The organism is Streptomyces achromogenes subsp. achromogenes (assembly GCF_000720835.1).
GTDB classification, from domain to species: Bacteria; Actinomycetota; Actinomycetes; order Streptomycetales; family Streptomycetaceae; genus Streptomyces; species Streptomyces achromogenes.
On the sequence record NZ_JODT01000021.1, the window covers coordinates 1 to 25,443 of the forward strand.

Sequence of the window (25,443 nt, forward strand, 5' to 3'; positions counted from 1 at the left end):
CTCGTACCAGGAGCCGTACAGGGCCCGTTCGCGCTCCACCAGCAACGGCATCGCGTCGGAGGCGGTGACCAGCTCCCGCAACGGATACCGGGCCAGCACGTCTTCCACCTCGGGGGACAGCGCCGCCTTCAGCCGGTGGTGGACCGACAGGGTGTCGTCGCCGAGGGCACGCGCCGCGGCCAGCACCAGGTCCCGCTCGGCCCCCTTGGGCACCCCGGCGGCGGCCCGCTCGTACAGCTCCGCGCCCTCCTCCAGCACCAGGCCGGTGTCGATCCCGGCCGGCACCTTCACCGACGCGGTGTGCCGCCAGGTCGCCAGCGGATGGCTCCACGCCTCCACACGGAAGGTCCAGCGCCCCGTCACGTCCGGGGTGATCTCGGCACCCCAGCGGTCGCTGCCCGGCGCCAGCTCCCGCATCGGGGTCCAGGGGCCGCGCCGGCCCGTCGGATCGCGCAGGACCACGTTCGCGCCCACGGCGTCATGCCCTTCGCGGAACACGGTGGCCGTGACCTCGAACGTCTCCCCGGCCACCGCTTTCGCCGGGCGCCTGCCGCACTCCACGGCCGGCCGGACGTCACGTACCGGTACACGGCCGATGGCCGGGGTCCTGCGCATGTATCTCACCTCCGCCGTGCGCGGAGCCGGGCGCCCGGCCCGGCTCCGCGATCCGATAAGACGGGCCGGCGTCTCGCCGGACCCACAGGGAACGCCTTGTACGGTGCCAGGTCAGGGGCTTGGCGCCGTGGAACGCCGCTCCGACGGCGGCCCTCTTCTCGCCGTCCGGCGCGGCTGCGGCCGCCCGTCCTGCTCTCGCAGATAGGTGACCAGGTTCGTGCGCAGATAGCGCTCGGCCGCCTCCACGGCCTCGCGGGCGCAGCGCTTGCCCATCAGCACGCACAGGGTGTAACCCGAGTCCTCGAAGGTGGCCCGGACCGTGCGGTCGTGCGGCGCGGCGAGCATCACCCGCTCCCACGCCCGGTAACGCCGCAACTGCCGGGCCACTTCGGCCTTGGCGGGTAGCAGCATGGCCCTCTTCACCCTCCACGCTCTCGACTGGGCGCGTTCCCGACGGTCGGGTGGTGTCCGCGCAGGGGAGGGCACGGCACCGTTACGGCGATCGAGGCTTTCACTCATGGTGCACGCGCGACGACGCAGCGTCTTGTTGGATCTTCAACGAGTGGGGTCGCCGGCGGCTCGTGTTGCACGAATGGCGTAGTGCCCGCACCGTGGAAGTGACTCTGAAGCGATCAACGCTCACGCTGGGTGTCCGGAAATCCCTCCGGGCGGGCGAGGGGAGCGAGAGCTTCGCCGGTGAGGAGCAAGCGACGATGAAGACCGCAGTGCCCTGCTACTACCACCTCGACGTGGAGGTCGGTCCGGAACGGGTGGGACAGGTCGGCCGCATCCTGGCCGCCCATCTGCGCCACTGGGATCTCGACAACCTCGTGGAGCCCGTCCGCCGCGGCGCCGAACTGCTGCTCCGGGCGATCGACGCGCATGCGAGGAACAAGCACACCTCCATCGAGATGTGGTGGAACGGCCAGCACCTCATCACCGCCCTCGGCGGCGAGGACCCCGATCTGCGCCCGGAGGCGGACCTGCGGTCCTGCCTGGCGGACATCGCCGCCATGAGCGACGGCTGGGGCTGCTGCGCCACCCACACCGGCAGCACCATCATCTGGTTCTCGCAGCGCGCCCGGGCCGGCCAGCGCGTCCCGCTGGTCCCCCTCGCCCCCGACCCCGCGCTGCGCACCGGCCTGAAGGTGCCCCGCGACGAGCCGGTGACCGTGCTGGCCGGTCCGGCGCCCGCCCACGGCGCCACCCTGGAGGGCAGCCGGTGACCGCCCGTACCTCCCGCACAGGGGTGCCCGCCTGGATCGGGCACCCCTACCCGTTGGGGGCCTCCTTCGACGGACAGGGCACCAACTTCGCCCTGTTCAGCGAGGTCGCCGAGCGCGTGGACCTGATCCTCGTCGACGACTCCGGCGCCGAGCGGCCGGTCCGGCTGCACGAGGTCGACGGTTTCGTCTGGCACGCCTACCTGCCCGGCATCGGTCCCGGACAGCGCTACGGCTACCGGGTGCACGGGCCCTGGCAGCCCGCGTTCGGCCACCGCTGCAACCCGGCGAAGCTGCTGCTCGACCCGTACGCCCGCGCCGTGGACGGCCAGATCGACAACCACCCCTCGCTCTACGAACGCGCCCCGGACGGCCCGGCCCCGGCCGACAGCGCCGGCCACTCCATGCTGGGCGTGGTCACCGACCCGTTCTTCGACTGGGGCGACGACCGCCCGCCCCGCACCCCGTACGCGGACTCGGTCATCTACGAGACCCACGTCCGCGGGCTGACCCGCACCCACCCGGACGTCCCCGAGCGGCTGCGCGGCACCTACGCCGGGCTCGCGCACCCGGCCGTCACCGAGCACCTCACCTCGCTCGGGGTGACGGCGGTGGAGCTGATGCCGGTGCACCAGTTCGTCCAGGACGGCATCCTGCGGGACCGCGGCCTGTCCAACTACTGGGGCTACAACACCATCGGCTTCTTCGCCCCGCACAACGCCTACGCCGCCTTCGGCAGCCTCGGCCAGCAGGTCAACGAGTTCAAGGCCATGGTGAAGGCGCTGCACGCGGCCGGTCTCGAAGTCATCCTCGACGTGGTCTACAACCACACCGCCGAGGGCAACGAGCTGGGCCCCACGCTGTCCTTCCGGGGCATCGACAACGCCTCCTACTACCGTCTGGTCGACGGCGACTGGGCGCACTACTACGACACCACCGGCACCGGCAACAGCCTGCTGATGCGGCACCCCTACGTGCTCCAGCTGATCATGGACTCGCTGCGGTACTGGGTCACCGAGATGCACGTCGACGGCTTCCGCTTCGACCTCGCGGCCACCCTCGCCCGGCAGTTCCACGAGGTGGACCGGCTCTCGGCGTTCTTCGACCTGATCCAGCAGGACCCGGTGATCAGCCGGGTCAAGCTGATCGCCGAGCCGTGGGACGTGGGCGAGGGCGGCTACCAGGTGGGCAACTTCCCGCCGCTGTGGTCGGAGTGGAACGGCAAGTACCGGGACGCGGTACGGGACTTCTGGCGGGCCGAATCCGGCTCGCTCGGCGAGTTCGCCTCCCGGCTCACCGGCTCCTCCGACATCTACCAGCACAGCCGGCGCCGGCCGCGCGCGAGCGTCAACTTCGTCACCGCCCACGACGGTTTCACGCTGCGCGACCTGGTGTCGTACAACGACAAGCACAACGAGGCCAACGGCGAGGACAACCGGGACGGCGAGAGCCACAACCGGTCCTGGAACTGCGGCGCGGAGGGCGACACCGACGACCCGGCCGTCCTCGAACTGCGCGCCCGCCAGCAGCGCAACCTGCTGGCCACGCTGCTGCTGTCCCAGGGCATCCCGATGCTCTGCCACGGCGACGAGCTCGGCCGCACCCAGCGCGGCAACAACAACGCCTACTGCCAGGACAACGAGACCTCCTGGGTGGACTGGGACCTCACCGAGGAACAGCGCGCCCTGACCGCGTTCACCCGGCGCCTGATCGCCCTGCGCGCCGCGCACCCGGTGCTGCGCCGGCGCCGCTTCTTCCGCGGCGAGACCGCGACCAACGCCCGGCAGCCGCTGCCCGACCTGGTGTGGCTGCGGCCCGACGCCCGCGAGATGACCGACCGGGACTGGCAGCGCGCGGACGCGCACTCGGTCGGCGCGTTCCTCAACGGCGACGCCATCGCCGAACGCGACCCCCACGGCCGCCGCATGGCCGACGACTCCTTCCTGCTGCTGGTCAACGGCTACTGGGAGCCGGTCGTCTTCCGGCTGCCCGACGACTCCTTCGGCGAGCGCTGGACCACGCTGATCGACACCGCCGACCCCGAGGGCGTCCCCGACGAGCGCGAACACAAGGCGGGCACCCGGCTCCGCCTGGAGGCCCGCAGCCTGGTCCTGCTGTCCCGCCCGTCCCGCACCACGGGCTGAACCGGGGGCGGCCGGTGCTCAGCAGCAGACGCCGCGCGCCGTCACCGTGAACTGCGCGCCGTCGGCGTCCCGCAGGATCGCCTCCCGCTCGCCGTCCTCGCGCAGCACGCTGCCGCCGTGCTTCTCCGCGGCGCGGGCGCAGGCCGGCACGTCGGTCACCGCGAAGTGGATCTGCCAGTGCGGGCGCACCGAGGGGTCCGGGGCGGCCTCCACCGCGCCCGAGTCGATGCGCGCCACCACGTCGCCCTCGCTGCGCAGCAGCACCTCGCCGCCGTCGTACTCCACCTCGCAGCAGCCCGGCTGCCCGGTCGCCCAGTCCAGGGTCTCGCCGTAGAACATCGCGGCGTCGAAGGCGTCCCGGGTGTGCAGCCGTACGAAGGTGGGGGCCGCCTGCCGCCACGCCTCCCAGTTGGTGACCAGGTCGCCCTGCCAGATCCCGAACGTGGCGCCGTCCCGGTCGGCGAGCAGCGCCGCCCGGCCGGGCGGGAAGGACAGCGGCCCGACCGCCGCCGTACCGCCGCGCTCCCGGACCCGGGCCACGGCCACGTCCGCGTCCCGCACCGCGAAGTACGGCGTCCACGCCACCGCCATCTGCCACATGGAGGCCACGGCGGCGATCCCGGCGACCGGGACCCCGTTCGCGAGGGCGATCCGGAAGTGCTCGCCGAGCTTGGCGGTGCGCCACTGCCAGCCCAGCACGGCCGTGTAGAACTCCTGGGTGGCCTGAAGATCACGGCTGGTCAGGCTCACCCAGCAGGGCGCGCCGAAGACCGAGTGGGTGGAGACGACCTCTTTGTCGCGCGGCGCGCCGCCGGCGGGGCTGTGGTGGTTCATGGCAGTCGCGTCCTGCTCTCGGGGCCCGGGCGGCCACCGGTACGACACCAGTATCCGGCCGGACCGGGTCGACCTGCCTCCCGGGTACCCCGGGTGGCAGGGGTGCGGGCCCCTGCGCACGATGGAGGGATGGCAGAGAGCGAGCCGGACCGGATCGCCGCGTTGCAGGCGGAGGTCGACCAGTTGAAGGAGGCCATGGCCTCGCACGCGGTCGTGGACCAGGCGATCGGCATGGTGGTGGCCCTCGCCCGGGTCACCCCGGACCAGGGCTGGCAGATCCTCAAAGAAGTCTCCCAGCACACCAACATCAAGCTGCGCCACATCGCCGAGCTGCTCCTGATCTGGGGGCGGCGCGGAGACCTCCCGGACCACATCCGGACCGAGCTGGAGGACGCCCTGGACCGGTACGGGCCCACGCGGCTGCCGGGGACCGAGGGGCAGTAGGGGCGGCCGTGCGGTGCGGGGGTCAGCGGACCTCCGTGAGCAGTTCCTCGCGCAGCCGGTCGAAGCAGCCGCTCAGCAGCCGTGAGACGTGCATCTGCGAGATGCCGAGCTGCGAGGCGATGCAGCTCTGTGTCATGCCCTGGAAGAAGCGCAGGTAGAGAATGGTGCGCTCGCGTTCGGGCAGCGCCTCCAGGCACGGCCTGACCGCGGCCCGGTCCACGACGAGGTCGTAGCCGGGGTCCGGTCCGCCCAGGGAGTCCCCGAGGGCGTAGCCGTCCGTGCCGGAGACCTCGGCGTCCAGCGACAGCGCGGAGAAGCACTCCAGCGCCTCCATGCCGGTGCGCACCTCGTCCTCGCTGAGCCGGGCGTACGCGGCGATCTCCGCGACGGTGGGCGCCCGGCCCGTGGAGGTCTGCGCCAGGTCCTTCACGGCGGCGCGGACCCGGTTGCGCAGGTCCTGCACCCGGCGGGGCACGTGCAGGGTCCACATGTGGTCCCGGAAGTGCCGCTTGATCTCCCCGGTGATGGTGGGGACCGCGTACGCCTCGAAGGCGCGGCCCCGGGCCGGATCGTAGTGGTCGACGGCCTTGACCAGGCCCAGCGCGGCCACCTGGTACAGATCCTCCAGTGCCTCGCCACGGCCGCGGAACCGCACCGCGATCCGCTCGGCCATGGGCAGCCACAACCGGACCAGCTCGTCCCTGAGCGCCCGGCGCTCGGGGCCGTCGGGCAGCAGGGCGAGCCGCTCGAAAGCGGCGCCCGTGTCCGGGGCGTCGTCGTGGGGATGGGATTTCGTGCTGCCAGTGACACGCATCGCGCGCACCTCTCTCAGCAGGTGCTGGGGGGACAGACACCGTGGGAGGTGCGCTCGGACCATGGAGGGGGACACCGGGGGCGGGCCATGCCGTCTCCCACGGACGTGCCTCCTGTCCGAAGCACTTCCCTCTGCCCTTTCCCGCCGAGGGACACCTCCAAACAAATAATAATAAATGTGGCGAACCGGACTAAGGGGTGCCAAAGATCGCCGGCCCGGTCCGGGACGTGATGTGCGGCACGCCCGGCCCGGCGGCCCGCACCCGCCGCGGACGAGTTCTTCCTGGGCAGCGCTTGATCACCGCCCGACGGGGGTCAATTCCCCTGACCACGCTGCGTTCCCGTCATTTGACAGTGCGCTCGGCGCACAGATAGACAGCAGCTCTCGAAGGTCGAGAGGGGCACTGTGTACGAGCCGAACGTGGTCGGTGACTGGCAGGAGTACGACGAGCATGCCGGTCTGCGGGTCCGCGTCCACCGCCTGGAGGCGGCCGAGCCTCCGCGCGGACGGGACGACGCCGCCGCCGGGCTGACGTATTTCAGTGTCCGCGTGACCGTGGAGAACCGCGGCGCCCGGCCCTACGGCATCCACCTGGAGGACGGCCAGATCGACGTGCGCGTGGGCCCGGACGGCGAGGGCGCCTTCATCGACTGGCGCAACTCCCAGTTCGTCGAGGGCTTCGACGTCTATCCGCTGCGCCGGGCCACCGCCGTGATCTACGCCGCCGCGCCCGAGACCGCCCTCGGCCACGTGGATGTACAGGTGCAGCTGCGGGTGGACGACGACTGGACCGGCCGCCGGCTGTGGGCGGGCGGCATCGGCGTCCTGGAGCCGGCCCCGGCGGCCACCCCCGCGGCCACCGGCCAGGGCAGCCTGGCCCACCAGGTCTCCGCCTTCCTGCGGGACCAGGCGGAGCCGGGCTCCGCCTGACGCGCGACCGGCGCGGCGCGGGCCCGCCGTACGCGGCCCCGCGCGGGACGCCGTACGTGGTGCGGTGCGGGACGCCGTGCGCGGTTCAGTGCGGGATGCCGTCGATGATCTCCCGCGCGCCCTGCCGCAGCAGCGCGACCGCGACCGAGGTGCCGAGGGTGGCCGGATCGAGCCGCCCCGCCCACTCGTGGGCGTTCAGCCGCGTCTTGCCGTCGGCGGTGAACACGCAGGCGCGCAGCGAGAGTTCGCCGCCGCGGTCCACGCGGGCGTACCCGGCGATCGGGCTGTTGCAGTGCCCTTGCAGCACATGCAGGAACATCCGCTCGGCCGTCGCCTCCCGGTGGGTGTCCGGGTCGCCGAGCCCGCTGACCAGGTCGATCAGCCCGGTGTCGCCCTCCCGGCACTGCAGGGCCAGGATGCCGGCGCCGATCGGTGGCATCATCGTCTCCGTCGACAGCACCTCGCTGATGACGTCACTGCGGCCGATCCGCTCCAGACCGGACACCGCGAGCAGCAGCGCGTCCGCCTCGCCCGCCGCCAGCTTCTCCAGCCGGCGGTTGGCGTTGCCGCGGAACGGCACGCACTCCAGATGCGGGTGGGTCGCGGCCAGTTGGGCGATCCGGCGGACCGAGGAGGTGCCGATCCGGGTGCCGGCCGGCAGCTCGTCCAGGGTCAGCCCGCCCGGGTGCACCAGCGCGTCCCGGATGTCGTCCCGCTTCAGGAACGCGGCGAACACCGTGCCGGCGGGCAGCGGCCGGTCGGCGGGCACGTCCTTCACGCAGTGCACCGCGAGGTCCGCCTCCCCGGCCAGGAGGGCCGCGTCCACCTCCTTGGTGAACGCCCCCTTGCCCTCGACCTGGGAGAGATCGCCCAGCCACTTGTCGCCGGTCGTCTTCACCGGGACGACCTCCGTGCGCACCCCCGGGTGCAGTACGGCCAGCTCGGCACGGACCCGCTCGACCTGGGCCAGGGCCATGGGGGAGTCGCGGGAGACGATACGGATCAATTCCGGTGCAGACATGGGGACACGATAGACCCTGGGCCGGTGCGGCACCGGTCGCGGGAGCCGCCGCGCCACGCGGGGCAGGGCCCGCCCGCCGCGCGTCCCGCGGCTCCTACCCCGGCTCCTGCGGCAGGTCCGCCGCCGACTCCTCGGGCGTGAGGTCCGGGCGCGAGCGCAGCCAGGACGGCTGGCGCAGCATGCCGTGCCGGGTACGGGTGCTGTAACTGACCTCGCCCACCAGCCGGGGCGCCACCCAGCGTGCCCGGGGGATCCTCGGCACCGGGTCGAAGGGGCACCGGTCGCTCGCCGCCTCCCGCAGCAGCTCCGCCAGCCGGACGCGTTCCGCCTCGCTCCAGCCGGTGCCCACCCCGCCGACGTAGCGCAGCCGGCCCTCCGCGTCGCGCTGCCCGGCCAGCACCGCCCCGGGCAGTCCGGTCAGCCGGCCCTTGCCGGGCAGCCAGCCGCCGATGATCACGTCCTCGGCACGCATGTTCCGGATCTTCACCCAGGCGCGTGAGCGGACCCCGGGCTCGTACACCGAGTCCAGCCGCTTGCACACCAGACCCTCCAGCCCGTGCTCCCGGGTGGCGCGCAGCGCCTCGGCGCCGTGTCCCGTCACCGCGCGCGGGGTCGACCAGTACGGCCCGGCCAGGTCCAGCTCCTCCAGCCGGGCCCGCCGCCGCGCGTACGGCAGCCGGAGCAGCGGCTCGGTCAGGTACGGCACGTCGAACAGCACCAGGTGCACCGGCACCCGAGCGGCCCGGCGCGCCGCCAGCGCGGGGGCGTGCGCGAGCCCCATCCGGCTCTGCAGCAGCTGGAAGTCGGCCCGTCCCCGCTCGTCCAGGGCCAGCACCTCGCCGTCCAGCACGGCGGGCGTGGGGCCCAGCGCGGCGCCCAGCGGCCGGAGTTCGGGGTAGGCCGCGGTGATGTCCTCGCCGGAGCGGGCGCGCAGCAGCACACTGCCGTCGCCGGGCAGATAGACCATCACCCGCTGGCCGTCCTGCTTCGTCTCGTACGCCCACCGCCGGTCCTGGGCGGCGGGCGGCAGGCTGCCGGGGGTGGCGAGCATCGGCGCGATGAACGGCAGGGGCACGGCGGTCACGGCAGAACATCTCGACCGGCCCCGCCGCGCTCACGCGCCTTTCCTCCATGGTTCCCCTGAACGGTCCCGCGCCGCGGCTCCCGGCCGCCGGCGGAGCGGCTCGCGCCGTGGCGTCCGGGCGCGGTCGGCCGGCTCCGGGCAGGGCGGCCGCGGTGTCAGCCCACCGGCTCGGCCGATGCCTCGGGGGCCGTCGTGGCCGGCACGCCGGCCGGGCGGTGCCGGGGGAGGAGCCCGGCGAGCAGGAAGGCGAGGGCAGCCGCGCCCGCGCCGAGGGCCATGACGGCCTTCAAGCCGTTCCCGGACGGCAGCACGTGGCCGCCGAGGCTGGTCGTCATCCGGGCCGGGATCACGCCCGCCACGGCACCGGCCACAGAGGTGCCGATCGACCGCATCAGCGTGTTGAGGCTGTTCGCGGCGGCCGTCTCCGAGGGCGGGACCGCGCCCGTGATCAGCGCCGGCATGGCGCCGTAGGCCAGACGGCGAGCAGCAGCGGGACCAGCCCGACGGCCATGCCGAGCGCGCCGGCCAGGTCGAACCGGCCGCCGGTGCGCACGCCTTCCGTACCGGGCCCAGCACCGGCGGAGCGCGGGGTCAGTGGGTGTGCGGTGGTCCGGCCCAGCCCAGGGACCGCTCGACGGCCCGCTTCCAGTCGCCGTACTCCGTCTCCCGCTGCTCGGCGTCCATGCCGGGCAGCCACTGCGCGGCCCGGTGCCAGTTGCGGCGCAGTACCTCCAGATCGGGCCAGTAGCCGGCGGCGAGGCCGGCCGCGTAGGCGGCGCCGAGGGAGACCGTCTCGGCGACCATGGGCCGCACCACGGGCACGTCGAGCACATCGGCCACGAACTGCATGAGCAGGTTGTCCGAGGTCATGCCGCCGTCCACCTTGAGCTGCGGCAGGGGGACCGGGAAGTCGGCGTTCATCGCGTCGACGACCTCCCGGGTCTGCCATCCCGTGGCCTCCAGCACCGCCCGCGCCAGGTGCCCCTTGGTGATGTACGAGGTGAGGCCGACGATGACCCCCCGCGCGTCGCTGCGCCAGTGCGGCGCGAACAGGCCCGAGAAGGCCGGGACGATGTAGCAGCCGCCGTTGTCCTCCACCGTGCGCGCGAGGGTCTCTATCTCCGGGGCGCTGCTGATCAGCCCCAGGCGGTCGCGGAACCACTGCACGAGCGCGCCGGTGACCGCGATCGACCCCTCCAGGGCGTAGGCCGGGGGCTGGTCACCGATCTTGTAGGCGACGGTGGTGAGCAGCCCGTGCCGGGAGCGTACGACCTCGCCGCCGGTGTTGAGCAGCAGGAAGGCTCCGGTGCCGTAGGTGCACTTGGCCTCGCCGGGGGAGAAGCAGGTCTGGCCGAAGAGCGCGGCCTGCTGGTCGCCCAGGGCGGCGGTGAGGGGGATGCCGGGCAGCAGCGCGCGCGTCTCGCCGTACCGTTCGGCGGAGGGACGGATCTCGGGCAGCATCGGGCGGGGCACGCCGAAGAAGTCCAGCAGTTCGTCGTCCCAGGCGAGGGTGTGGATGTTCATCAGCATCGTGCGGCCGGCGTTGGTGGCGTCGGTGAGGTGCAGGCCGCCGTCGGCGCCCCCGGTGAGATTCCACAGCAGCCAGCTCTCCATCGTCCCGAACAGCACCTCGCCGTCCCGGGCGCGCTGCTCGACACCCTTGACGTGGTCGAACAGCCAGCGGATCCGCAGCGCCGAGAAATAGGTGGAGGGCGGCAGGGCGCACCGCTCGAGGAAGAACGTCTCGCCGGGATGGCGCAGGAGCTCCTCGACCAGCGGCGCGGTACGGGTGTCCTGCCAGACGATCGCCCGGCCCAGCGGGGCGCCGGTCCGCCGGTCCCAGAGCACCGTCGTCTCCCGCTGGTTGGCCAGTCCGATCGCGGCGACCTGTGCCGTGCCGACGCCGGCGAGGGACAGGGCCTCGGGCACCACCCGGCGCAGGTTCTGCCAGATCTCGACGGCGTCGTGCTCCACCCAGCCGGGCCGCGGGAAGTGCTGCCGGTGCTCCCGCTGCGCGACCGACACCAGCCGCCCCCGGTGGTCGAAGAGGATGCAGCGGGTCGAGTTGGTGCCCTGGTCGACCGACATCACATACCGTTCAGCCATGATCGGGTCTGCCTTCCGACGGATCTGGGGGCGGCCGCCCCGGCCTACCAGCGGGCGGCTCCCAGGTCTCTGGAGATCGCCCGGGCCGCCTCGCGGAGCAGGCTGATCAGCGCGGGGCGGGGCCGGCCCTGGCCGTCGCAGATCCGCTCCACCGGCCCGGACAGCCCGATGGCGCCCACGACGAGCCCGCCGTGGCCCCGGATCGGCGCGGCGATCCCGGCCTCGCCCATGGTCATCTCCTGGATCTCGGCCGCCCATCCGGCTTCCCGGACGGCGGCGAGCGCCCGGGCGAGCCGCTCGGGATCGGCCAGGGTGTGCCGGGTGTACGCCTCCAGCCCCGGCGCCCGGTCCGGTTCGGCCGTCGCCGTGCCGAAGGCCAGCAGCACCTTGCCGAGCGAGGACGCGTGCAGCGGCAGCAGCGCGCCCACGTCCAGGGTCTGGAAGCTGTCGTCCGGCCGGAAAACATGGTGGACGACGAGGACCCTGCCCTCCAGCGGGGTGCCCAGACGCACCGCCTCCCCGCTGCGGGCGGCCAGGGCGTCGGCCCAGTTCAGGGAGCGTGAGCGCAGCTCGTTGACGTCCAGGTAGCTGGTGCCCAGGTGCAACAGGGCGGCGCCGAGCTGGTACTTCCCGGTGGCCGCGTCCTGCTCCACGAAGTCGACGTGCTGAAGCGTGCGCAGGATGCCGTGGGCGGTGCCCTTCGCCAGCCCGAGCGAGGCCGCCACCTCGCCGAGTCCGAGTCGGCGGGGCCCGCCGGCGAGCAGCCGCAGAATCGCCGCCGCCCGCTCGATCGACTGGACCGGTCCGGCCATGAGGCGAGCCTATTACCGCAGGGGAGGCTTCGCCCCGCGGGGCGGCCGGACGACGGGGCCCGGCGGCTCGTGGAAGAGCGAGGCCGGGGCCGGGGTGCGACGGGGGCGTTCGGTAATGCCGACCCACGTTCATTGACCCGCCCGATTTGTCTCCCTAGCGTGCTTTGAGGCCCGGAAGACGCCGAGACGAGCGCGCGAGACCGGCAGTACATCGGGAGAGAACATGGTGGCCCAGCTCAATGCCCTGCTTCGGGTGGCACATGAACACGTGTGTCCGGTGCCTCCCGTCGCCGGAGCCGTCTCCGCCGTACGCCGGCGGGCGGCGGCGCTCCTCGCCGAGTGGAGCGTGAGTCCGGAGATCGTCGAGGACTCGCTGCTCGTGGTGTCGGAGCTGGTGACCAACGCCGTCGTGCACGCCCGGCCGCCGGCCGAACTCCGGCTGTCCTGGGTGCGCGGCGATCACCCTCCGACCCTGCGGGTCGAGGTCACCGACGCCGGACCCGACCCCGCCGTGGGGCCGTCCCGCGCCGGGATCGACCCCGACGAGCACGGCCGGGGCGAGGCGATCGTCCACGCCCTGGCGACCCGCCACGGCATACGGGTCCACCCCGAGCGGGTCACCCGCTGGGCCGAGCTCGTAGCGGCCTGAGGACGGCTCCCGGCCGCCACGGCGACCGGACGGCCTCCGACGGAGCGGCAGGACGCTGCTGCCGCGCCTCGGGCCCGCCTCGGGTCCGCCGAGCTCCGGGTCCTCCGAGTTCCGGGTCCGCCGCGCCTCGGGTCCTCTGAGCTCCGGGTCCTCTGAGCCTCGGACCCTCCGAGCCCCCGGGTCCGTCGAGCCCTCGGGTCCGCCGATCCTCCGGCCCGGCGGGCCCCCGGGCCCTCTAAGCCTCGGGCCCTCCGAGCCCTCGGGTCCGTCGAGCTTCCGGGTCCGTCGAGCCCTCGGGTCCGTCGAGCTTCCGGGTCCGCCGATCCTCCGGCCCGGCGGGCCCCGGGCCCTCCGAGCCTCGGGCCCTCCGAGCCTCGGGCCCTCCGAGCCTCGGGCCCTCCGAGCCTCGGGCCCTCCGAGCCTCGGGCCCTCCGAGCCCCCGGATCCGCCGAGCCCCCGGGCCCGCCGATCCTCCGGCCCGGCGGGCTCCCGGCCCGGCCGGTTCACCCGGCACCGGGGCCCTGAACCGGCCTACGCTCCAGTAATATCCGGCGGCAGGCCACCACAGGAGGAACCGTGCCCCGGTCCGAACGCTCACCCCTGCTGCTCGCCGGCCTGCTGGCCGCCGCGGGGGCCGCCCACTTCGCCGTACCCCGGCAGTTCGACGCGATCATCCCGCGGTCGCTGCCGGGCCCGCCCCGGGCCTGGACGTACGGCAGCGGCGCCGTCGAACTGGCCCTCGCGGCCGGGATCGCCGCCCCCCGCACCCGCGCGACGGCAGCGAAGGCGGCGGCCGCCTTCTTCGTCGGCGTGTTCCCGGCCAACGTCCGGATGGCCGTGGACTGGCGCCACCGGCCGGCCCCGCTGCGGGCGGCGGCCCTGGCCCGGCTGCCCCTCCAGGTGCCCCTGGTGCTGTGGGCGCGCGGCGTGGCCCGCGACGGAGAGGGGCGGTCGTGACCAGGCCCCTCGCGGTCGGGGACACGGCGGAGGACTTCGCCCTGCCCGACGAGACCGGGACCACCCGCCGGCTCACCGAGCTGCTGGCCGGCGGGCCCGTCGTGCTCTTCTTCTATCCCGCCGCCCTCACCCCCGGCTGCACCGCCGAGGCGTGCCACTTCCGGGACCTGGCCGCCGAGTTCGCGGCCGTCGGCGCCCGGCCGGTCGGCATCAGCGGGGACGCCGTCGACAAGCAGCGGGAGTTCACCGACCGGCACCGGCTCGGCATGCCGCTGCTCTCCGACGCCGACGGCACGGTCCGCGAGCGGTTCGGCGTCCGGCGCGGCTTCTCCCTGGCCCCGACCAAGCGCGTCACCTTCGTGATCGCCGAGGACCGTACCGTCCTGGAGGTGGTCCGCAGCGAGCTGCGCATGAGCACCCACGCCGACCGGGCCCTCGCCGTCCTCCGCGCCCGTCGGGGCTGAGCGGGGGTCACTGGAACGGGCAGCCCGGGTTCGGGGCGTCCTCGAAGAGCGGCGAGCCGTGCGGCAGCACGTACAGCAGCTCCAGGACCAGCGGGGTGTCGCCCAGATTGCGGCCGATGTGGACGTGGCCGGGGCCGGCCTGTTCCCGGAACGTCTCGCCGGGGCCGTACACGCCGTCCGACCGGCACGTGGCATCGAAGTGGCTGAGGGTGCCCTGCCGCACCACGCCGTACACCGGGCCGTCGTGGTAGTGCCAGCCGGTGGTCTGACCGGGCGGGATCCTGGCCTCCCGCAGGATGTAGTCGGTGCCGTCGACGGTGGTCTGGGCGAGGAGCCGGGACGTGATGCCGGGCCCCGGCGGGGTGGCCCCGACGGAGCCGCAGGTCATGAGGGAGGCGACGGCGACGACGCCGGTCACGGCGGTACGGAGTGCGGTGCGCATGCGAGCCTCCGGGGCGCGGGCGGATACCGCCGCAAACGTATCGCAAACCGGCATCTGGGGCGGAATTCTCGCGTCCGGATGGTCGCCGGGGTCCCCGCCGTGCTAGGGGGCTCCGTCCCCGCCGGTGCCGGCGGCCACCTGGGCCAGCGTGCGGCCGGTGCGCACCGAGCGGGCCCGCCGGGGATCGGGCGTGCCGTGCCCCGACCGGGCCGGACCCTTGCGCACCAGCAGCCAGGCCTCCTCCCCGTCCGCGCCGCCCTCGCGGAACCGGGTGAGGGCGTACTCGCCGTGCAGCTTGGCGCCGTGCAGCCGGAAGGTGGCGTGCCCCCGCTCCAGGGACTCCGCGAAGTCCACCGGGCGCCCCCGGCGGTCGTGGCTGAGCGGTTCGTACGTCCCGTGGTCCCACACGATCACGGTCCCGCCGCCGTACTCGCCCTTCGGGATGACCCCCTCGAAGTCCTCGTACTCCAGCGGATGGTCCTCGGTGGGCACCGCCAGCTGCTTGTCGGCCGGGTCGGCGGACGGGCCCTTGGGGACGGACCAGGACTTCAGCACGTCGCCGACCTGGAGGCGGAAGTCGAAGTGCATCCGGCGCGCGTCGTGGATCTGCACCACGAACCGGGGCCGGCCGCTCCCGTCCGCCGCCGTCGTCCGCCCCGACGGCTCGCCGGTCCGCCCGAAGTCGCGCCTGCCGCGGTACGTCCGCAGCCGGTCCTCCGCCGCCACCCGTGGCTCCTTCCCCGCGTCCGGCCCAGGCGCCCCGGGTACCCGGGAGTCCGGCCCGCGATGCCCGGGTCACCCGGCGGGCCGCCACCCCAGGGCCGGTCCGAGCTTCGTCGCCATGTCCGTCAGGATCTGTACGTAGTCCTCGTACTCGAAGGTGAACGGCAGCGCGAACGCCACCTCGTCGGCCTCGCGGAACGCGGCGTGCGCGTGCAGCCGCTCGGCCAGCTCCGCCGAGGTGCCGACCAGGTCCGGCGCGAACAGCTGCCGCGCCGGGCCCTGCGGGGCGGTCGTGCGGGGCAGCCGCCGGGCCGCGTACTCGGCGTACTTGGCGCGCTGCGCGGGGCTCGCGGAATCGGTCGGGATCACCACCAGCCCGTGGGAGACCCGGGCCGCCTCCCCGTCGGGGTGGTGGGCCCGGAACTCCCGTATGAGGGCCGCCTGGATCGCGGCGAAGTCGGGCGGCCCGTCCGCGCCCTCGGCGTCCGCGGTGGCCGCGGTGGTCTCCACCTTCACCACGCTGCTGGTCAGGAAGTTCATGCCGTGCTCGCCCGCCCAGCGCGCCGAGCGCAGGCTCCCGCCGCCGTACCACATCCGCCGCCCGAGCCCGGGGGAGTGCGGCTGGACGATGTCGGAGTAGACCTCGAACCCCTCCGCCCCGCTGAAGTCGGTGACGGGCTTGCCGCGCACCAGGTCCAGCAGCCGCCGCACCCGCTCGTAACCGAAGTCCTCCGCGTCGGCGGTGTCCGGGTAGAGGGCGCCCTTGACCTGGTCGAAGTGCGTCGGCGGACCCACGCTGACGCCCGGGTTCAGCCGGCCGCCGGACAGCACGTCGACCGTGGCCAGGTCCTCGGCGAGCCGCAGCGGGTTCTCCCAGCCGAGCGGCGTCACCGCGGTGCCCAGCTGGATCCGCCGGGTGCGCTGCGAGGCGGCGGCCAGGACCGCGACCGGGGACGATATGCCGTACTGCAGATGCCGGTGGCGGACCCAGGCACTGTCGAAGCCGAGCCGCTCGCCCAGCTCGATGAGGCGCAGCGTGGACTCGTGGCCCCGCCCGGGATCCGCCGCGTCGAACAGGCCGATGGTCAGGAAGCCCAGCTTGCGCAGCGGGCGAGAGGTGGACGGCACGGGTCCTCCAGCGGTCGTGTGTCTGCTCCGCCCCGATTCTGGCAGGCGAGTGTGACAACCGTGTGATCAGTCCGCCCGGGCCGCCGGCAGCGGGATCACCACCTCGTCCTCGACGGGGGGATCGAGTTCCTGCGCGAGGTTGCCCGTCGCGGCGAAGCAGCGCAGCCGCACGGCCCGAGCCGTGACGTCCAGCCGCAGGAAGCACTTGAAGAACGGCGGGCTGTAGGTGGCGGAGGACGGCGAGAACAACTGGGTGTAGAGCTTGCGCACGGGCAGCCGGAACCGGGCGGGCCGGTCGGGGCGGCGGCCGGTGCCGAGCAGGCCCGCGACCAGCCGGGTACGGCGGGTGACCCGGGTGCCGGGGCCGGGGGCGCGGGCCGGCTCGATGCCGAGGCGTTCGGCGACCACGGCCGCCGCCTCCGCCTCGGTCAGCCGGAAGAGGCGGCGCAGCCGCAGCCGGCGGCCGTACAGGCGGCTGTAGAAGGCGAGCGAGTCGCCGCGCAGCGGGTAGCAGCGGAACTCGCGTTCGGTGACGCCGCCGACCGACACCCGCGGGATGGTGTGCGTGGCGTGCGTGAACGCCCCGCCGCCGCCCGCCACGACGTACTGGATGGTGCGGCCGTCCACCCGCACCGGGTAGCGCTGGTAGTTGTGGATGTCGCCGCCGATCGCGGCCACATAGTGGTGCTCCGGGTCCCGGACGATGTCGTCCACCGTGCCGCCACCCTCGATGGGGCACGGGTGGTGCTCGCCGTCGACGTACAGCGGCGAACCGGTGACGAGGATCTTCGGCCTGGGACCCCGGGACACCTCCCGCAGCCAGGCGCCCTGTTCGGCGTCGACCGTGCCCAGCAGTCCGGTGTCGATGCCGACGATCCGCACCGGTCCCGCGTCGATCGCCCAGTACGGGCCCGGCTGTTCGGCCCGCTGTCCCGGCGCCGACCGCAACGCCCGTGCCGCGGCGAGGCGTTGTTCGTCGGCGGGCCGTGCCCGGTGCCACAGCAGCGAGCGCCACCAGGCGCGGGTGAGCGGCCGGGGCCGGGGCTCGGGGTCCGGCGGCGGGGTGTCGGCGCAGAAGACCCGCATGAAGGCGCCGAGATCCTCGTACCAGTCGTGGTTGCCCGGTATCGCGTAGATCGGCCCCGGGTAGTCCTGGTAGGGCCGGAAGAACTTGTCGCCGTAGTCGTCGGCGCTGCCGACGGGATAGACCACATCGCTGGCGAGCACCGCGAAGTCGGTGCCCCGGCTCGCCCTCAGGAAGCCGGGTACGACGGCGTACTGGGACTCGCCGCCCTCGCCGGTGTCCCCGATGACCATGAAGGAGAACGACTCCGGTACGTCCCGCCGGATCACCTTGTCGGCCGGTGCCCCGGCTGCCGCCCGCCGGGCCACCCAGCGGGCGCGGGTACGGCCGGTCGGGTCGCCGAACCAGGACGCGAGCACGCCGTTGCGGGCCGCCCACAGGATCCGGGGGTTCAGCCACGACAACTGCTCGACGTGGTCCGGCATCAGCCGCCGGTAGGTACCGGGCCGGGCCGCGCCCCAGCCGGCGCCCTGTGCGGTATCGCGTGAGGAGTCAGACACGCGGTGCACCGTAACAACGCGCCGGTCGGCGCATGGATGCCGGGGCCCCGGCCAACATCCCTACGACGGCGCCCCGTTGCGGCCCGCCGCGCCGACGGCCGTACGGCTGTGACACCGGACGGCCTTGATCTCAAGCGAGGTCGAGGTTCTACGGTGACCGGGTCAGCGACCGTCCGCAGGAGGTACCGCCATGACCGTCCAGCCCCGCACCGACGCCGAACTCGCCGCCGAGCCGGCCGCGTACTGGACCGGCGTCGCCCACGAGGCCCTGATCGCCTTCACCCGTGCCCGGCAGGCCGAACTGGGCTTCACCCAGCCCGCGTACTGGCTGCTGCGCAACCTGTCCGGGCACGACCTCTCGGCCGACGGCCACGGGATGACCCTTGCCGGACTCCGGCAGGCCATGAGCACCTACCTCAGGCCCGAGGACGATCTGGCGGCCGAGGCCGGGACCCTGCTGGAGCGCGGCTGGCTCACCCGCGACGGCGACGGGCGGCTGTGGATCACGGAGGCCGGGGAGGAGGCCCGCGCCACCCTCAAGCGGCACGCCCCCGCGATCCGCGCCCGCATCCACCGGGGCATCTCCGACGCCGACTACGTCACCACCGTGAAGGTCCTCCAGCAGATGATCCGCAACACCGGCGGCGCGACGCGCTAGGTGTGCTGTCCCGGGACGTTGGTGACTTCAAGGTCAGCCGCACCACCGCTGCCCGCGGGGCCGACCGCTACCGTGAGCCGGGCGAGGCCGGCACGCAGGACCGTTCCAGCCGCCCGCACCGCAGCCCGCGCCGGACGCCCGCCGCTGGGCCGCCTCGTGGGTGTTCCCGGCGGTCGGCAGACCGGTGCCGACGTCCAGGAACTGCCGGATGCCCGCCTCGGTGACGAGATACGCGAGGGCGCGGCGCGGGAACGCGGCTGCCGCGGGCGATGGTGACGATGCCGGGGAAGACGGCGGTGTACGCGTCGCCGGCCGCCTCGTCGACCGGGTAGGTGTCCTTCCCGCCGAGCCAGTAGTCCCGGATGCGGGCCGAGTGCGGCACCGAGGTGTCGATCGCCGGGTGCGGCGCCGGATGGGTCGTCAGCGGTGCCCTTCTCTCCTCCGGGGCCTGGTTCCGGCCACGGATTTCCCCCGGGGGCCTGGGCCGGCCCCTGCCCAACCTGCGCCCCGGCACCGGCCGTTCACCTCCCGGTTCGCCGTCGCCGGCCGATAGGGAAAACCCTCGATTGACCCGGCCAGAGGTGACATGGCTCGGTCAATGCTGTCATTCTCCCTGCGCACGCCGATCCACCCCACCGGTTCACGGATCACGGCACCGCACGGCTCAGCTCACCCGGGCGGCAGAACCCGCTGCCCGTCGATCACCTCACCGGCCGCCGACCGGCGACCGCAGCAGGAGGAGTACGAGTGAGACCCCACAGACCCCTTCCCCACAAGCGCGCCACGGCGGCAGCCGCCCTGCTGTCCACCGCGGCGTTCCTCGCCGTCGGCCTCCAGGCGGTCCCGGCGACCGCGGCCCCGGCCACTCCCCACCCCGCCCCGCTGCGCACCGGCGGACTGGAGGCCGAGCTCAGTCCGGCCCAGCACCAGGCACTCGTCAGGAGCGCCCAGGCGAAGACCGCCGACACCGCCCGCACCCTCGGCCTCGGCACCCGGGAGAAGCTGGTCGTCAAGGACGTCGTCAAGGACAACGACGGCACCCTGCACACCCGTTACGAGCGCACCTACGACGGACTGCCCGTCCTCGGCGGCGACCTGGTCGTGCACACCCCGCCCGCCTCGCTGGCCAAGGGGACCGTGAGCACCACCTTCAACACCAAGCGCACGATCAAGGTGCCCTCCACCACCGCCACCGTCACCAAGGCCGCCGCCGAGACCAAGGCGCTCAAGGCCGCGCAGGCGCTGGCCGCGGACAAGCCCACCACGGACAGCGCCCGCAAGGTGATCTGGGCCGGCGCCGGCACCCCGAGGCTCGCCTGGGAGACGGTGATCGGCGGCCTCCAGGACGACGGCACCCCGAGCCGGCTGCACGTCATCACCGACGCCACCACCGGCCAGGAGCTCTACCGCCACCAGGCGGTCAAGACCGGCACCGGCAACACCCAGTACAGCGGCACCGTCACCCTGAACACCACGCTGTCGGGCTCGACGTACCAGCTGAACGACACCACGCGCGGCGGTCACAAGACCTACAACCTCAACCGGGGCACCTCCGGCACCGGCACCCTGATGACCGACGCCGACGACGTCTGGGGCGACGGCACCGGCTCCAACACCCAGACCGCGGGCGCCGACGCCGCCTACGGCGCCCAGGAGACCTGGGACTTCTACAAGAACACCTTCGGCCGCAGCGGCATCCGCAACGACGGCGTCGCCGCCTACAGCCGCGTCCACTACAGCAGCGGCTACGTCAACGCCTTCTGGGACGACAGCTGCTTCTGCATGACCTACGGCGACGGCTCCGGCAACACCCACGCCCTGACCTCGCTGGACGTGGCCGGTCACGAGATGACCCACGGCGTCACCTCCAACACCGCCGGCCTGGAGTACAGCGGTGAATCGGGCGGCCTGAACGAGGCCACCTCCGACATCTTCGGCACCGGCGTGGAGTTCTACGCGAACAACTCCAAGGACGTCGGCGACTACCTCATCGGCGAGAAGATCGACATCAACGGCGACGGCTCGCCGCTGCGGTACATGGACAAGCCGAGCAAGGACGGCGGCTCCAAGGACAGCTGGTACTCCGGGCTCGGCGGCCTGGACGTCCACTACTCCTCGGGCCCGGCGAACCACATGTTCTACCTGCTGTCCGAGGGCAGCGGCACCAAGGTCATCAACGGCGTGACCTACAACAGCCCGACGTCCGACGGCGTCGCCGTCACCGGCATCGGCCGCGACGCCGCGCTGAAGATCTGGTACAAGGCGCTGACGACGTACATGACGTCCAGCACCAACTACGCCGGCGCCCGCACCGCCGCGCTCAACGCGGCATCGGCGCTGTACGGCACCAACTCCGCCCAGTACGCCGCGGTCGGCAACGCCTTCGCCGGCATCAACGTCGGCAGCCACATCAACCCGCCCAGCAGCGGGGTGACGGTGACCAACCCGGGCAGCCAGTCCGCCACCGTCGGTACCACCGTGAACCTGCAGATCCAGGCGAGCAGCACCAACGCCGGCGCGCTGACCTACAGCGCCTCCGGCCTGCCCGCCGGCCTGTCGGTCAACGCCTCCACCGGCCTGATCTCCGGCACGCCCACCACCGCGGGCAGCTACAACACCACCGTGACGGTCACCGACTCCACCGGCGCGACCGGCACCGCCACCTTCGCCTGGACGGTCAGCGCGACCGGCGGCGGCTGCTCCGCCAAGCAGGTGCTGGCCAACCCCGGCTTCGAGTCCGGCAGCACCGGCTGGACCTCGACCAGCGGCGTCATCACCACCGACAGCGGCCAGCCGGCCCACGGCGGCTCCTACAAGGCGTGGCTGAACGGCTACGGCTCCACGCACACCGACACCCTGTCCCAGTCGGTGACCGTCCCGGCGGGCTGCAAGGCGACCCTGACCTTCTACCTGCACATCGACACCGACGAGACCACCACCAGCACCCAGTACGACAAGCTGACGGTGACCGCCGGTTCGAAGACCCTCGCCACCTACTCGAACCTCGACGCGGCCTCCGGCTACGGCCAGAAGACCTTCGACCTGTCCTCGCTGGCGGGCTCCACGGTCACGCTGAAGTTCAACGGCGTGGAGGACTCCGGCCTCCAGACCAGCTTCGTCGTGGACGACACCGCCCTGACGACCGGCTGATCAGGTGACACCGCTCGCGGTCCCGCACCCGGCGCACCGGGTGCGGGACCGCGCCGTGTTCAGGAGAGCGGGTCCAGCGTGAGGTACGCCTGCTGCGGGCTGCCGTCGTGCACCAGCGACTCCTGGTGCCCGACGTCGTCGAAGGCGAACGCGTAGGCCTTGCCGTCGGCCATCTGCGCGTGGACGGCGCGCGCGTACTGGTTGGTCACCGCGTCCCGGTAGAAGTCGGCCGTCGTGGCATCCGGCTGACTGGGGTTGACCAGCAGGGTGGACCGGTTGAAACCGGCGCACAGCGTACGGGAGATGGGCCCGCGGACGTTGTCGTTGGGCGCGTCCAGCAGCTTGTGGCAGCCGAAGACGCTGGACGCGTCGGGCTTCTGGAAACTGGTGACGACCGCGCCGGCGGAGTTGGTGAAGTTCATGACGTTGCCCGAGACCCGGCCGTAGTACTTGGTGTTCGGCTGGTCCGCGAACGGCGTGACGGTCAGCGTCGACGTCGTGTACTTCTGCCAGACCCGGCTGATGTAGTCGTCCATCACGTTCGCCGGCAGCGCCCCGGTCTCCACCCCGTACAGCGGGGACAGCGCGCGCAGCACCGTGCCGTCGGAACGGGTCTGGACGAGGTTCCCCCAGCCGCCCGGCTGGGCGCGCAGCGCGGCGAAGAAGCCGCTGTAGCCACCGGACTTGAGGTGCCCGGTGGTGGTCACGGCGCCGTCGGCGCGCTGCACCCCGACGGCGTACGGCGCCGAGAACATGTCCACCTGGGTGCTGTTGAGCCACAGCCCGGCGTCGTTGAGCGTGTACTCGGACCAGTTGAAGAGGATGTCGCGGTTGGGGTCGGACGGGTTCTGCACGGCCGGCTGGACCAGTCCGCCGGTGGTCAGCCGGAAGTCCAGCTTGCGGCCGTAGGAGAAGTAGATCCGGCCGGAGAACTTCGGGATGCGGATGGTCTTGGACTGGCCGGCGGCCGGGCCGGGTATCGCCGCGTCCGGCGCGGGAGTCGGCGGGTTGCCGCCGGCCGGCCAGGCGTGGAAGACGCCGTCCGCGTCGGCCCAGCCCTGCCGTCCCGAGGACAGCTGGGTGCCGAGGTCGTAGACGTAGACCGGTTCGGAGCGGCCCGAGTTGTTGGTGATCTTCAGGGGGATGGTGTCGGGGACGGCGGCGTCGGCGCGGCCGGGGGAGCCGAGCGCGAGCAGTCCGCCGAGCAGCGCCGTCGCGGCGGCCAGGGGCAGCGCGCCCCGGGTGAGCGTGTGAGGCACTCTCCACCTCCGTGTGGGGTCGGGGTCGTACGGAGTTGGTCCGTACCAGTTCTGAGAGCGCTCTCAGATTCCAGGTACGGCGAGTGCATGTCAATGTCCGGGACCGGATCGGCGTGGCGCCCACCGGTCGGCGGGCGCCGGGCCGATCCGTCAGAACGCGCGCTTGAGCAGGTCGAGCAGGGCGGCCCAGTGCCGCTCGTCGGCCTCCCGGTGGTAGGCGGGGGTGTCCGCCTGGGTGTAGCCGTGGTGGGCGCCGGTGTAGACCTCGCAGGTGTGGCGCACACCGGCGGCGGTGAGCGCCTCCTCGAAGCGCGCGATCTGCGCCGGGGGCAGCGACCCGTCCTCGTCGGCGTGCCCGAAGTACACCTCCGCGGTGATCCGCGGGGCCTCCAGGTGCGGGCTGTCCGGGTCGTCGGTGGCCAGGCCCCCGCCGTGGAAACCGGCCACCGCCGTGACCCGGTCCGGGTGGGCGCCCGCCGTCCACAGCGCGAGCCGGGACCCCATGCAGTAGCCGGTCAGCGCGACCGGACCGTCCGCCACCAGCGGGCTGTCGGCCAGCCAGCGCAGATAGCCGCCCGCGTCCCGCTTGACCAGATCCGGCGTCAGGTCGGCCAGTATGGGGCCGAGCCGCTCCCAGATGGTCGGGTCGGCGCCCGGGTCGATGAACTCGGGCATGTCCACGACCGGTGCCCGGCCGAGCCGGTAGAACACGTTCGGCAGCAGCACGGTGTATCCGGCCGCGGCCAGCCGGTCGGCCATCGACTTCAGGTGCGGTCGCAGGCCGTAGGCGTCCTGGTAGAACAGCACGCCCGGATGGGGGCGGCCGTCGGCGGGGCGGACGAGGTAGGCGTCGGCGACGCCGTCCTCGGTCGGGATGTCGACATCGTCTCGCTGGACATCGGTCATGGTGGACAGGCCCTCCCTCGGGACAACGGGCGGCGGGCGAAGGTGGCTCCCGGCGCCATGGCTACGGTCATGCTGCCACGCAAGATCGGCGACGCGCCGACCGGTGCGGGACGCGGTGAGCGGTGTGCCGGGTCCGGGGCCGGCGCTCACTCGAAGCGGCTGGTGTCGCCCGCTCCCCGCCGTACGATCTCCGGCTCTCCGCCGGAGAAGTCGACCACCGTCGTCGGCACGGTCCCGCACTCACCCGAGTCGACCACCGCGTCCACCACGTGGTCCAGCCGGTCCTTGATCTCCCAGCCCTGGGTCAGCGGCTCCTCCTCGTCCGGCAGCAGCAGCGTGCTGGACAGCAGCGGCTCGCCCAGCTCGGCCAGCAGCGCCTGGGTGACCACATGGTCCGGGATGCGCACGCCCACGGTCTTCTTCCGCGGGTGCATCAGCTTGCGCGGCACCTCGCGGGTCGCCGGGAGGATGAAGGTGTAGCTGCCGGGGGTGGACGCCTTCACCGCCCGGAAGACGTCGTTGTCCACCCGGACGAACTGGCCGAGCTGCGCGAAGTCCCGGCACATCAGCGTGAAGTGGTGCCGGTCGTCCAGTCGGCGGATGGCACGGATCCGGTCCATGCCGTCCCGGCTGCCCAGCCGGCAGCCGAGCGCGTAACAGGAGTCGGTCGGATATGCGATGAGCGCTTCCGAGCGCACCGCGTCGGCGATCTGAGCGATGCTGCGCGGCTGCGGGTTGTCGGGGTGCACGTCGAAGTACTTCGCCACCCGTCGAGCTTATGCCGTCCCGGACACCGCACGCGCCCCACGGGCGGCCATCCGTCCCAGCCGCCCCGTTCCTCTCGTCCGGCCAGGGGGCCGGCGAAGACGCCTCGGAAGGTACCTATGAAGTCATACCTGTTTGACATGGGTATGCCCCCATACCTATTCTCGGGGGCATGTCCGGATCCAGCGCCCCGCAGCGGGACGTCGACAGCGTCGCTTCGGCGCTCGCCGACGCCCTGCCCGCGCTGTACCGCGCCCTGGACCGGCGCGTCGCCCGCGACTTCCCCCACCCCAAGCCGCCCGAGGGACACCTCAACCTGCTGCGGCACGTCGCCGAGCACGAGGGCGCCACGGTACGGGAGGCCGCCGAGGCCCTGCTGATGAAGCCCAACAACGTCAGCGCGCTGGTCTCCCAGCTCACCGAGCAGGGGCTGCTGGAGCGCGGGCAGGACAGCACGGACAAGCGGGTCGTACGGCTGCGCCTCACGCCGGTCGCCCGGCGGCGCCTGGCCGAGGTGCGGGCACTCCAGGCCGGTCATCTCGGCGGAGCCCTGCGCGCACTGACCGAGGGCGAGCTCGACGCGCTCGGCTCCGCCCTCGGCGCGCTCGAATCACTGACGCACGGACTGCGCGCCGCCGCGCACTGACCCGTACGTCCGTACCTGGCACACGGGAGCGCCTCCGTACCCCGTACGCGGGTGCACTTGGGCGTGCGTACTCCCGTACGCCCCG

General features: G+C 73.2%; 25 protein-coding genes and 3 pseudogenes. 11 read left to right on the forward strand and 17 right to left on the reverse strand.

Translation table 11 applies throughout. The features are described 5' to 3' along the window. Positions 1 to 615 (reverse strand): maltotransferase domain-containing protein (locus IH25_RS0121840; RefSeq protein ID WP_030613034.1); only part of this gene is annotated, 615 nt, incomplete at its 3' end. Between the two features lie 111 nt (positions 616 to 726). Further along, positions 727 to 1,026 (reverse strand): DUF5133 domain-containing protein, encoded by a 300-nt coding sequence (locus IH25_RS0121845; protein WP_030613036.1) that lies wholly within the window; start codon positions 1,024 to 1,026, stop codon positions 727 to 729. Between the two features lie 302 nt (positions 1,027 to 1,328). Here IH25_RS0121845 and IH25_RS0121850 point away from each other — a divergent pair, with 302 nt between their 5' ends. After that, entirely contained in the window at positions 1,329 to 1,841 is a 513-nt protein-coding gene (locus IH25_RS0121850; protein WP_030613039.1) for a hypothetical protein, read from the forward strand. After that, positions 1,838 to 3,982 (forward strand): glycogen debranching protein GlgX, encoded by a 2,145-nt coding sequence (gene glgX / locus IH25_RS0121855; protein WP_107058433.1) that lies wholly within the window; start codon positions 1,838 to 1,840, stop codon positions 3,980 to 3,982. The genes IH25_RS0121850 and glgX overlap by 4 nt, the downstream gene beginning before the upstream one ends. Before the next feature lie 18 nt (positions 3,983 to 4,000). Here glgX and IH25_RS0121860 read toward each other — a convergent pair whose 3' ends face one another. Beyond that, positions 4,001 to 4,816, reverse strand: a complete 816-nt coding sequence (locus IH25_RS0121860; protein WP_030613044.1) for a VOC family protein — start codon at positions 4,814 to 4,816, stop codon at positions 4,001 to 4,003. Positions 4,817 to 4,945: 129 nt separating this feature from the next. Between IH25_RS0121860 and IH25_RS0121865 the strand changes: the two genes are divergently transcribed. Further along, on the forward strand, positions 4,946 to 5,260 hold the full coding sequence (locus tag IH25_RS0121865) for an ANTAR domain-containing protein (protein WP_030613047.1): 315 nt from the start codon (positions 4,946 to 4,948) through the stop codon (positions 5,258 to 5,260). A gap of 22 nt (positions 5,261 to 5,282) precedes the next feature. Here IH25_RS0121865 and IH25_RS0121870 read toward each other — a convergent pair whose 3' ends face one another. After that, positions 5,283 to 6,074: an RNA polymerase sigma factor SigF gene (locus tag IH25_RS0121870; protein WP_030613051.1), complete on the reverse strand. Its 792-nt coding sequence runs from the start codon at positions 6,072 to 6,074 to the stop codon at positions 5,283 to 5,285. Between the two features lie 405 nt (positions 6,075 to 6,479). Here IH25_RS0121870 and IH25_RS0121875 point away from each other — a divergent pair, with 405 nt between their 5' ends. Next, positions 6,480 to 7,004: a hypothetical protein gene (locus IH25_RS0121875; protein WP_030613054.1), complete on the forward strand. Its 525-nt coding sequence runs from the start codon at positions 6,480 to 6,482 to the stop codon at positions 7,002 to 7,004. 85 nt (positions 7,005 to 7,089) lie between these two features. Here the strand turns inward: IH25_RS0121875 and hemC are convergent, their stop codons facing one another. From hemC to IH25_RS0121905, 5 genes and pseudogenes are all read right to left on the reverse strand, one after another. Next, positions 7,090 to 8,025 carry a hydroxymethylbilane synthase gene (hemC, locus tag IH25_RS0121880; protein WP_030613057.1) on the reverse strand — a complete coding sequence of 312 codons (936 nt, stop codon included), beginning with the start codon at positions 8,023 to 8,025 and terminating at the stop codon, positions 7,090 to 7,092. Positions 8,026 to 8,119: 94 nt separating this feature from the next. Next, positions 8,120 to 9,100: an ATP-dependent DNA ligase gene (locus IH25_RS0121885; RefSeq protein WP_030613060.1), complete on the reverse strand. Its 981-nt coding sequence runs from the start codon at positions 9,098 to 9,100 to the stop codon at positions 8,120 to 8,122. A 164-nt stretch (positions 9,101 to 9,264) separates the two neighbouring features. Next, a pseudogene (locus tag IH25_RS0121890) lies at positions 9,265 to 9,579 on the reverse strand (MFS transporter); the annotation flags it as partial. Between the two features lie 121 nt (positions 9,580 to 9,700). Next, the gene (gene glpK, locus IH25_RS0121900) at positions 9,701 to 11,215 is read right to left on the reverse strand and encodes a glycerol kinase GlpK (protein WP_030613066.1); all 1,515 of its coding nucleotides are present in this window, start codon (positions 11,213 to 11,215) and stop codon (positions 9,701 to 9,703) included. Positions 11,216 to 11,259: 44 nt separating this feature from the next. Then, complete coding sequence (locus IH25_RS0121905; RefSeq protein WP_030613069.1) at positions 11,260 to 12,027, reverse strand: IclR family transcriptional regulator; 768 nt, start codon at positions 12,025 to 12,027, stop codon at positions 11,260 to 11,262. A 277-nt stretch (positions 12,028 to 12,304) separates the two neighbouring features. Between IH25_RS0121905 and IH25_RS0121910 the strand changes: the two genes are divergently transcribed. The 3 genes from IH25_RS0121910 to IH25_RS0121920 all read left to right on the forward strand — a co-directional run bounded on the left by IH25_RS0121910 (position 12,305) and on the right by IH25_RS0121920 (position 14,097). After that, entirely contained in the window at positions 12,305 to 12,676 is a 372-nt protein-coding gene (locus IH25_RS0121910) for an ATP-binding protein (protein ID WP_342447372.1), read from the forward strand. Positions 12,677 to 13,252: 576 nt separating this feature from the next. After that, positions 13,253 to 13,633: a DoxX family protein gene (locus IH25_RS0121915; RefSeq protein WP_030613075.1), complete on the forward strand. Its 381-nt coding sequence runs from the start codon at positions 13,253 to 13,255 to the stop codon at positions 13,631 to 13,633. Then, positions 13,630 to 14,097: a peroxiredoxin gene (locus IH25_RS0121920; protein ID WP_030613077.1), complete on the forward strand. Its 468-nt coding sequence runs from the start codon at positions 13,630 to 13,632 to the stop codon at positions 14,095 to 14,097. The genes IH25_RS0121915 and IH25_RS0121920 overlap by 4 nt, the downstream gene beginning before the upstream one ends. 7 nt (positions 14,098 to 14,104) lie before the next feature. Here the strand turns inward: IH25_RS0121920 and IH25_RS0121925 are convergent, their stop codons facing one another. The 4 genes from IH25_RS0121925 to IH25_RS0121940 all read right to left on the reverse strand — a co-directional run bounded on the left by IH25_RS0121925 (position 14,105) and on the right by IH25_RS0121940 (position 17,974). Further along, positions 14,105 to 14,539, reverse strand: coding sequence for a cupin domain-containing protein (locus tag IH25_RS0121925; protein ID WP_030613080.1), 435 nt, complete (start codon positions 14,537 to 14,539; stop codon positions 14,105 to 14,107). A 102-nt stretch (positions 14,540 to 14,641) separates the two neighbouring features. Continuing rightward, the gene (locus IH25_RS0121930) at positions 14,642 to 15,265 is read right to left on the reverse strand and encodes a DNA polymerase ligase N-terminal domain-containing protein (protein ID WP_030613082.1); all 624 of its coding nucleotides are present in this window, start codon (positions 15,263 to 15,265) and stop codon (positions 14,642 to 14,644) included. Between the two features lie 69 nt (positions 15,266 to 15,334). Further along, positions 15,335 to 16,390: an LLM class flavin-dependent oxidoreductase gene (locus tag IH25_RS0121935; protein ID WP_030613085.1), complete on the reverse strand. Its 1,056-nt coding sequence runs from the start codon at positions 16,388 to 16,390 to the stop codon at positions 15,335 to 15,337. Positions 16,391 to 16,456: 66 nt separating this feature from the next. Next, positions 16,457 to 17,974 (reverse strand): metallophosphoesterase family protein, encoded by a 1,518-nt coding sequence (locus IH25_RS0121940; protein WP_030613088.1) that lies wholly within the window; start codon positions 17,972 to 17,974, stop codon positions 16,457 to 16,459. 190 nt (positions 17,975 to 18,164) lie between these two features. On the opposite strand from IH25_RS0121940, the gene IH25_RS0121945 reads away from it, so the two are divergent. Together IH25_RS0121945 and IH25_RS39665 are read left to right on the forward strand one after the other, a co-directional pair. Then, a complete protein-coding gene (locus IH25_RS0121945) occupies positions 18,165 to 18,632 on the forward strand; it encodes a hypothetical protein (protein ID WP_030613090.1) in 468 nt (155 codons plus the stop codon). Positions 18,633 to 18,664: 32 nt separating this feature from the next. Then, positions 18,665 to 18,772 (forward strand): annotated as a pseudogene (locus IH25_RS39665) (leucine zipper domain-containing protein); the annotation flags it as partial. On the opposite strand, the pseudogene IH25_RS39670 reads toward IH25_RS39665, so the two are convergent. Next, positions 18,768 to 19,056 (reverse strand): annotated as a pseudogene (locus IH25_RS39670) (SAM-dependent methyltransferase); the annotation flags it as partial. The pseudogenes IH25_RS39665 and IH25_RS39670 overlap by 5 nt on opposite strands. A 323-nt stretch (positions 19,057 to 19,379) precedes the next feature. On the opposite strand from IH25_RS39670, the gene IH25_RS0121950 reads away from it, so the two are divergent. Then, positions 19,380 to 21,782, forward strand: coding sequence for a M4 family metallopeptidase (locus IH25_RS0121950; protein ID WP_030613094.1), 2,403 nt, complete (start codon positions 19,380 to 19,382; stop codon positions 21,780 to 21,782). A gap of 59 nt (positions 21,783 to 21,841) precedes the next feature. Here the strand turns inward: IH25_RS0121950 and IH25_RS0121955 are convergent, their stop codons facing one another. The 3 genes from IH25_RS0121955 to IH25_RS0121965 all read right to left on the reverse strand — a co-directional run bounded on the left by IH25_RS0121955 (position 21,842) and on the right by IH25_RS0121965 (position 24,714). Further along, the gene (locus tag IH25_RS0121955) at positions 21,842 to 23,041 is read right to left on the reverse strand and encodes a glycoside hydrolase family 64 protein (RefSeq protein WP_030613097.1); all 1,200 of its coding nucleotides are present in this window, start codon (positions 23,039 to 23,041) and stop codon (positions 21,842 to 21,844) included. 150 nt (positions 23,042 to 23,191) lie between these two features. Then, entirely contained in the window at positions 23,192 to 23,947 is a 756-nt protein-coding gene (locus IH25_RS0121960) for a dienelactone hydrolase family protein (protein ID WP_030613100.1), read from the reverse strand. Between the two features lie 146 nt (positions 23,948 to 24,093). Then, positions 24,094 to 24,714, reverse strand: a complete 621-nt coding sequence (locus IH25_RS0121965) for an L-threonylcarbamoyladenylate synthase (protein ID WP_030613103.1) — start codon at positions 24,712 to 24,714, stop codon at positions 24,094 to 24,096. Between the two features lie 170 nt (positions 24,715 to 24,884). Here IH25_RS0121965 and IH25_RS0121970 point away from each other — a divergent pair, with 170 nt between their 5' ends. After that, positions 24,885 to 25,358 carry a MarR family winged helix-turn-helix transcriptional regulator gene (locus IH25_RS0121970; protein ID WP_030613106.1) on the forward strand — a complete coding sequence of 158 codons (474 nt, stop codon included), beginning with the start codon at positions 24,885 to 24,887 and terminating at the stop codon, positions 25,356 to 25,358. Positions 25,359 to 25,443 lie beyond the last annotated feature (85 nt).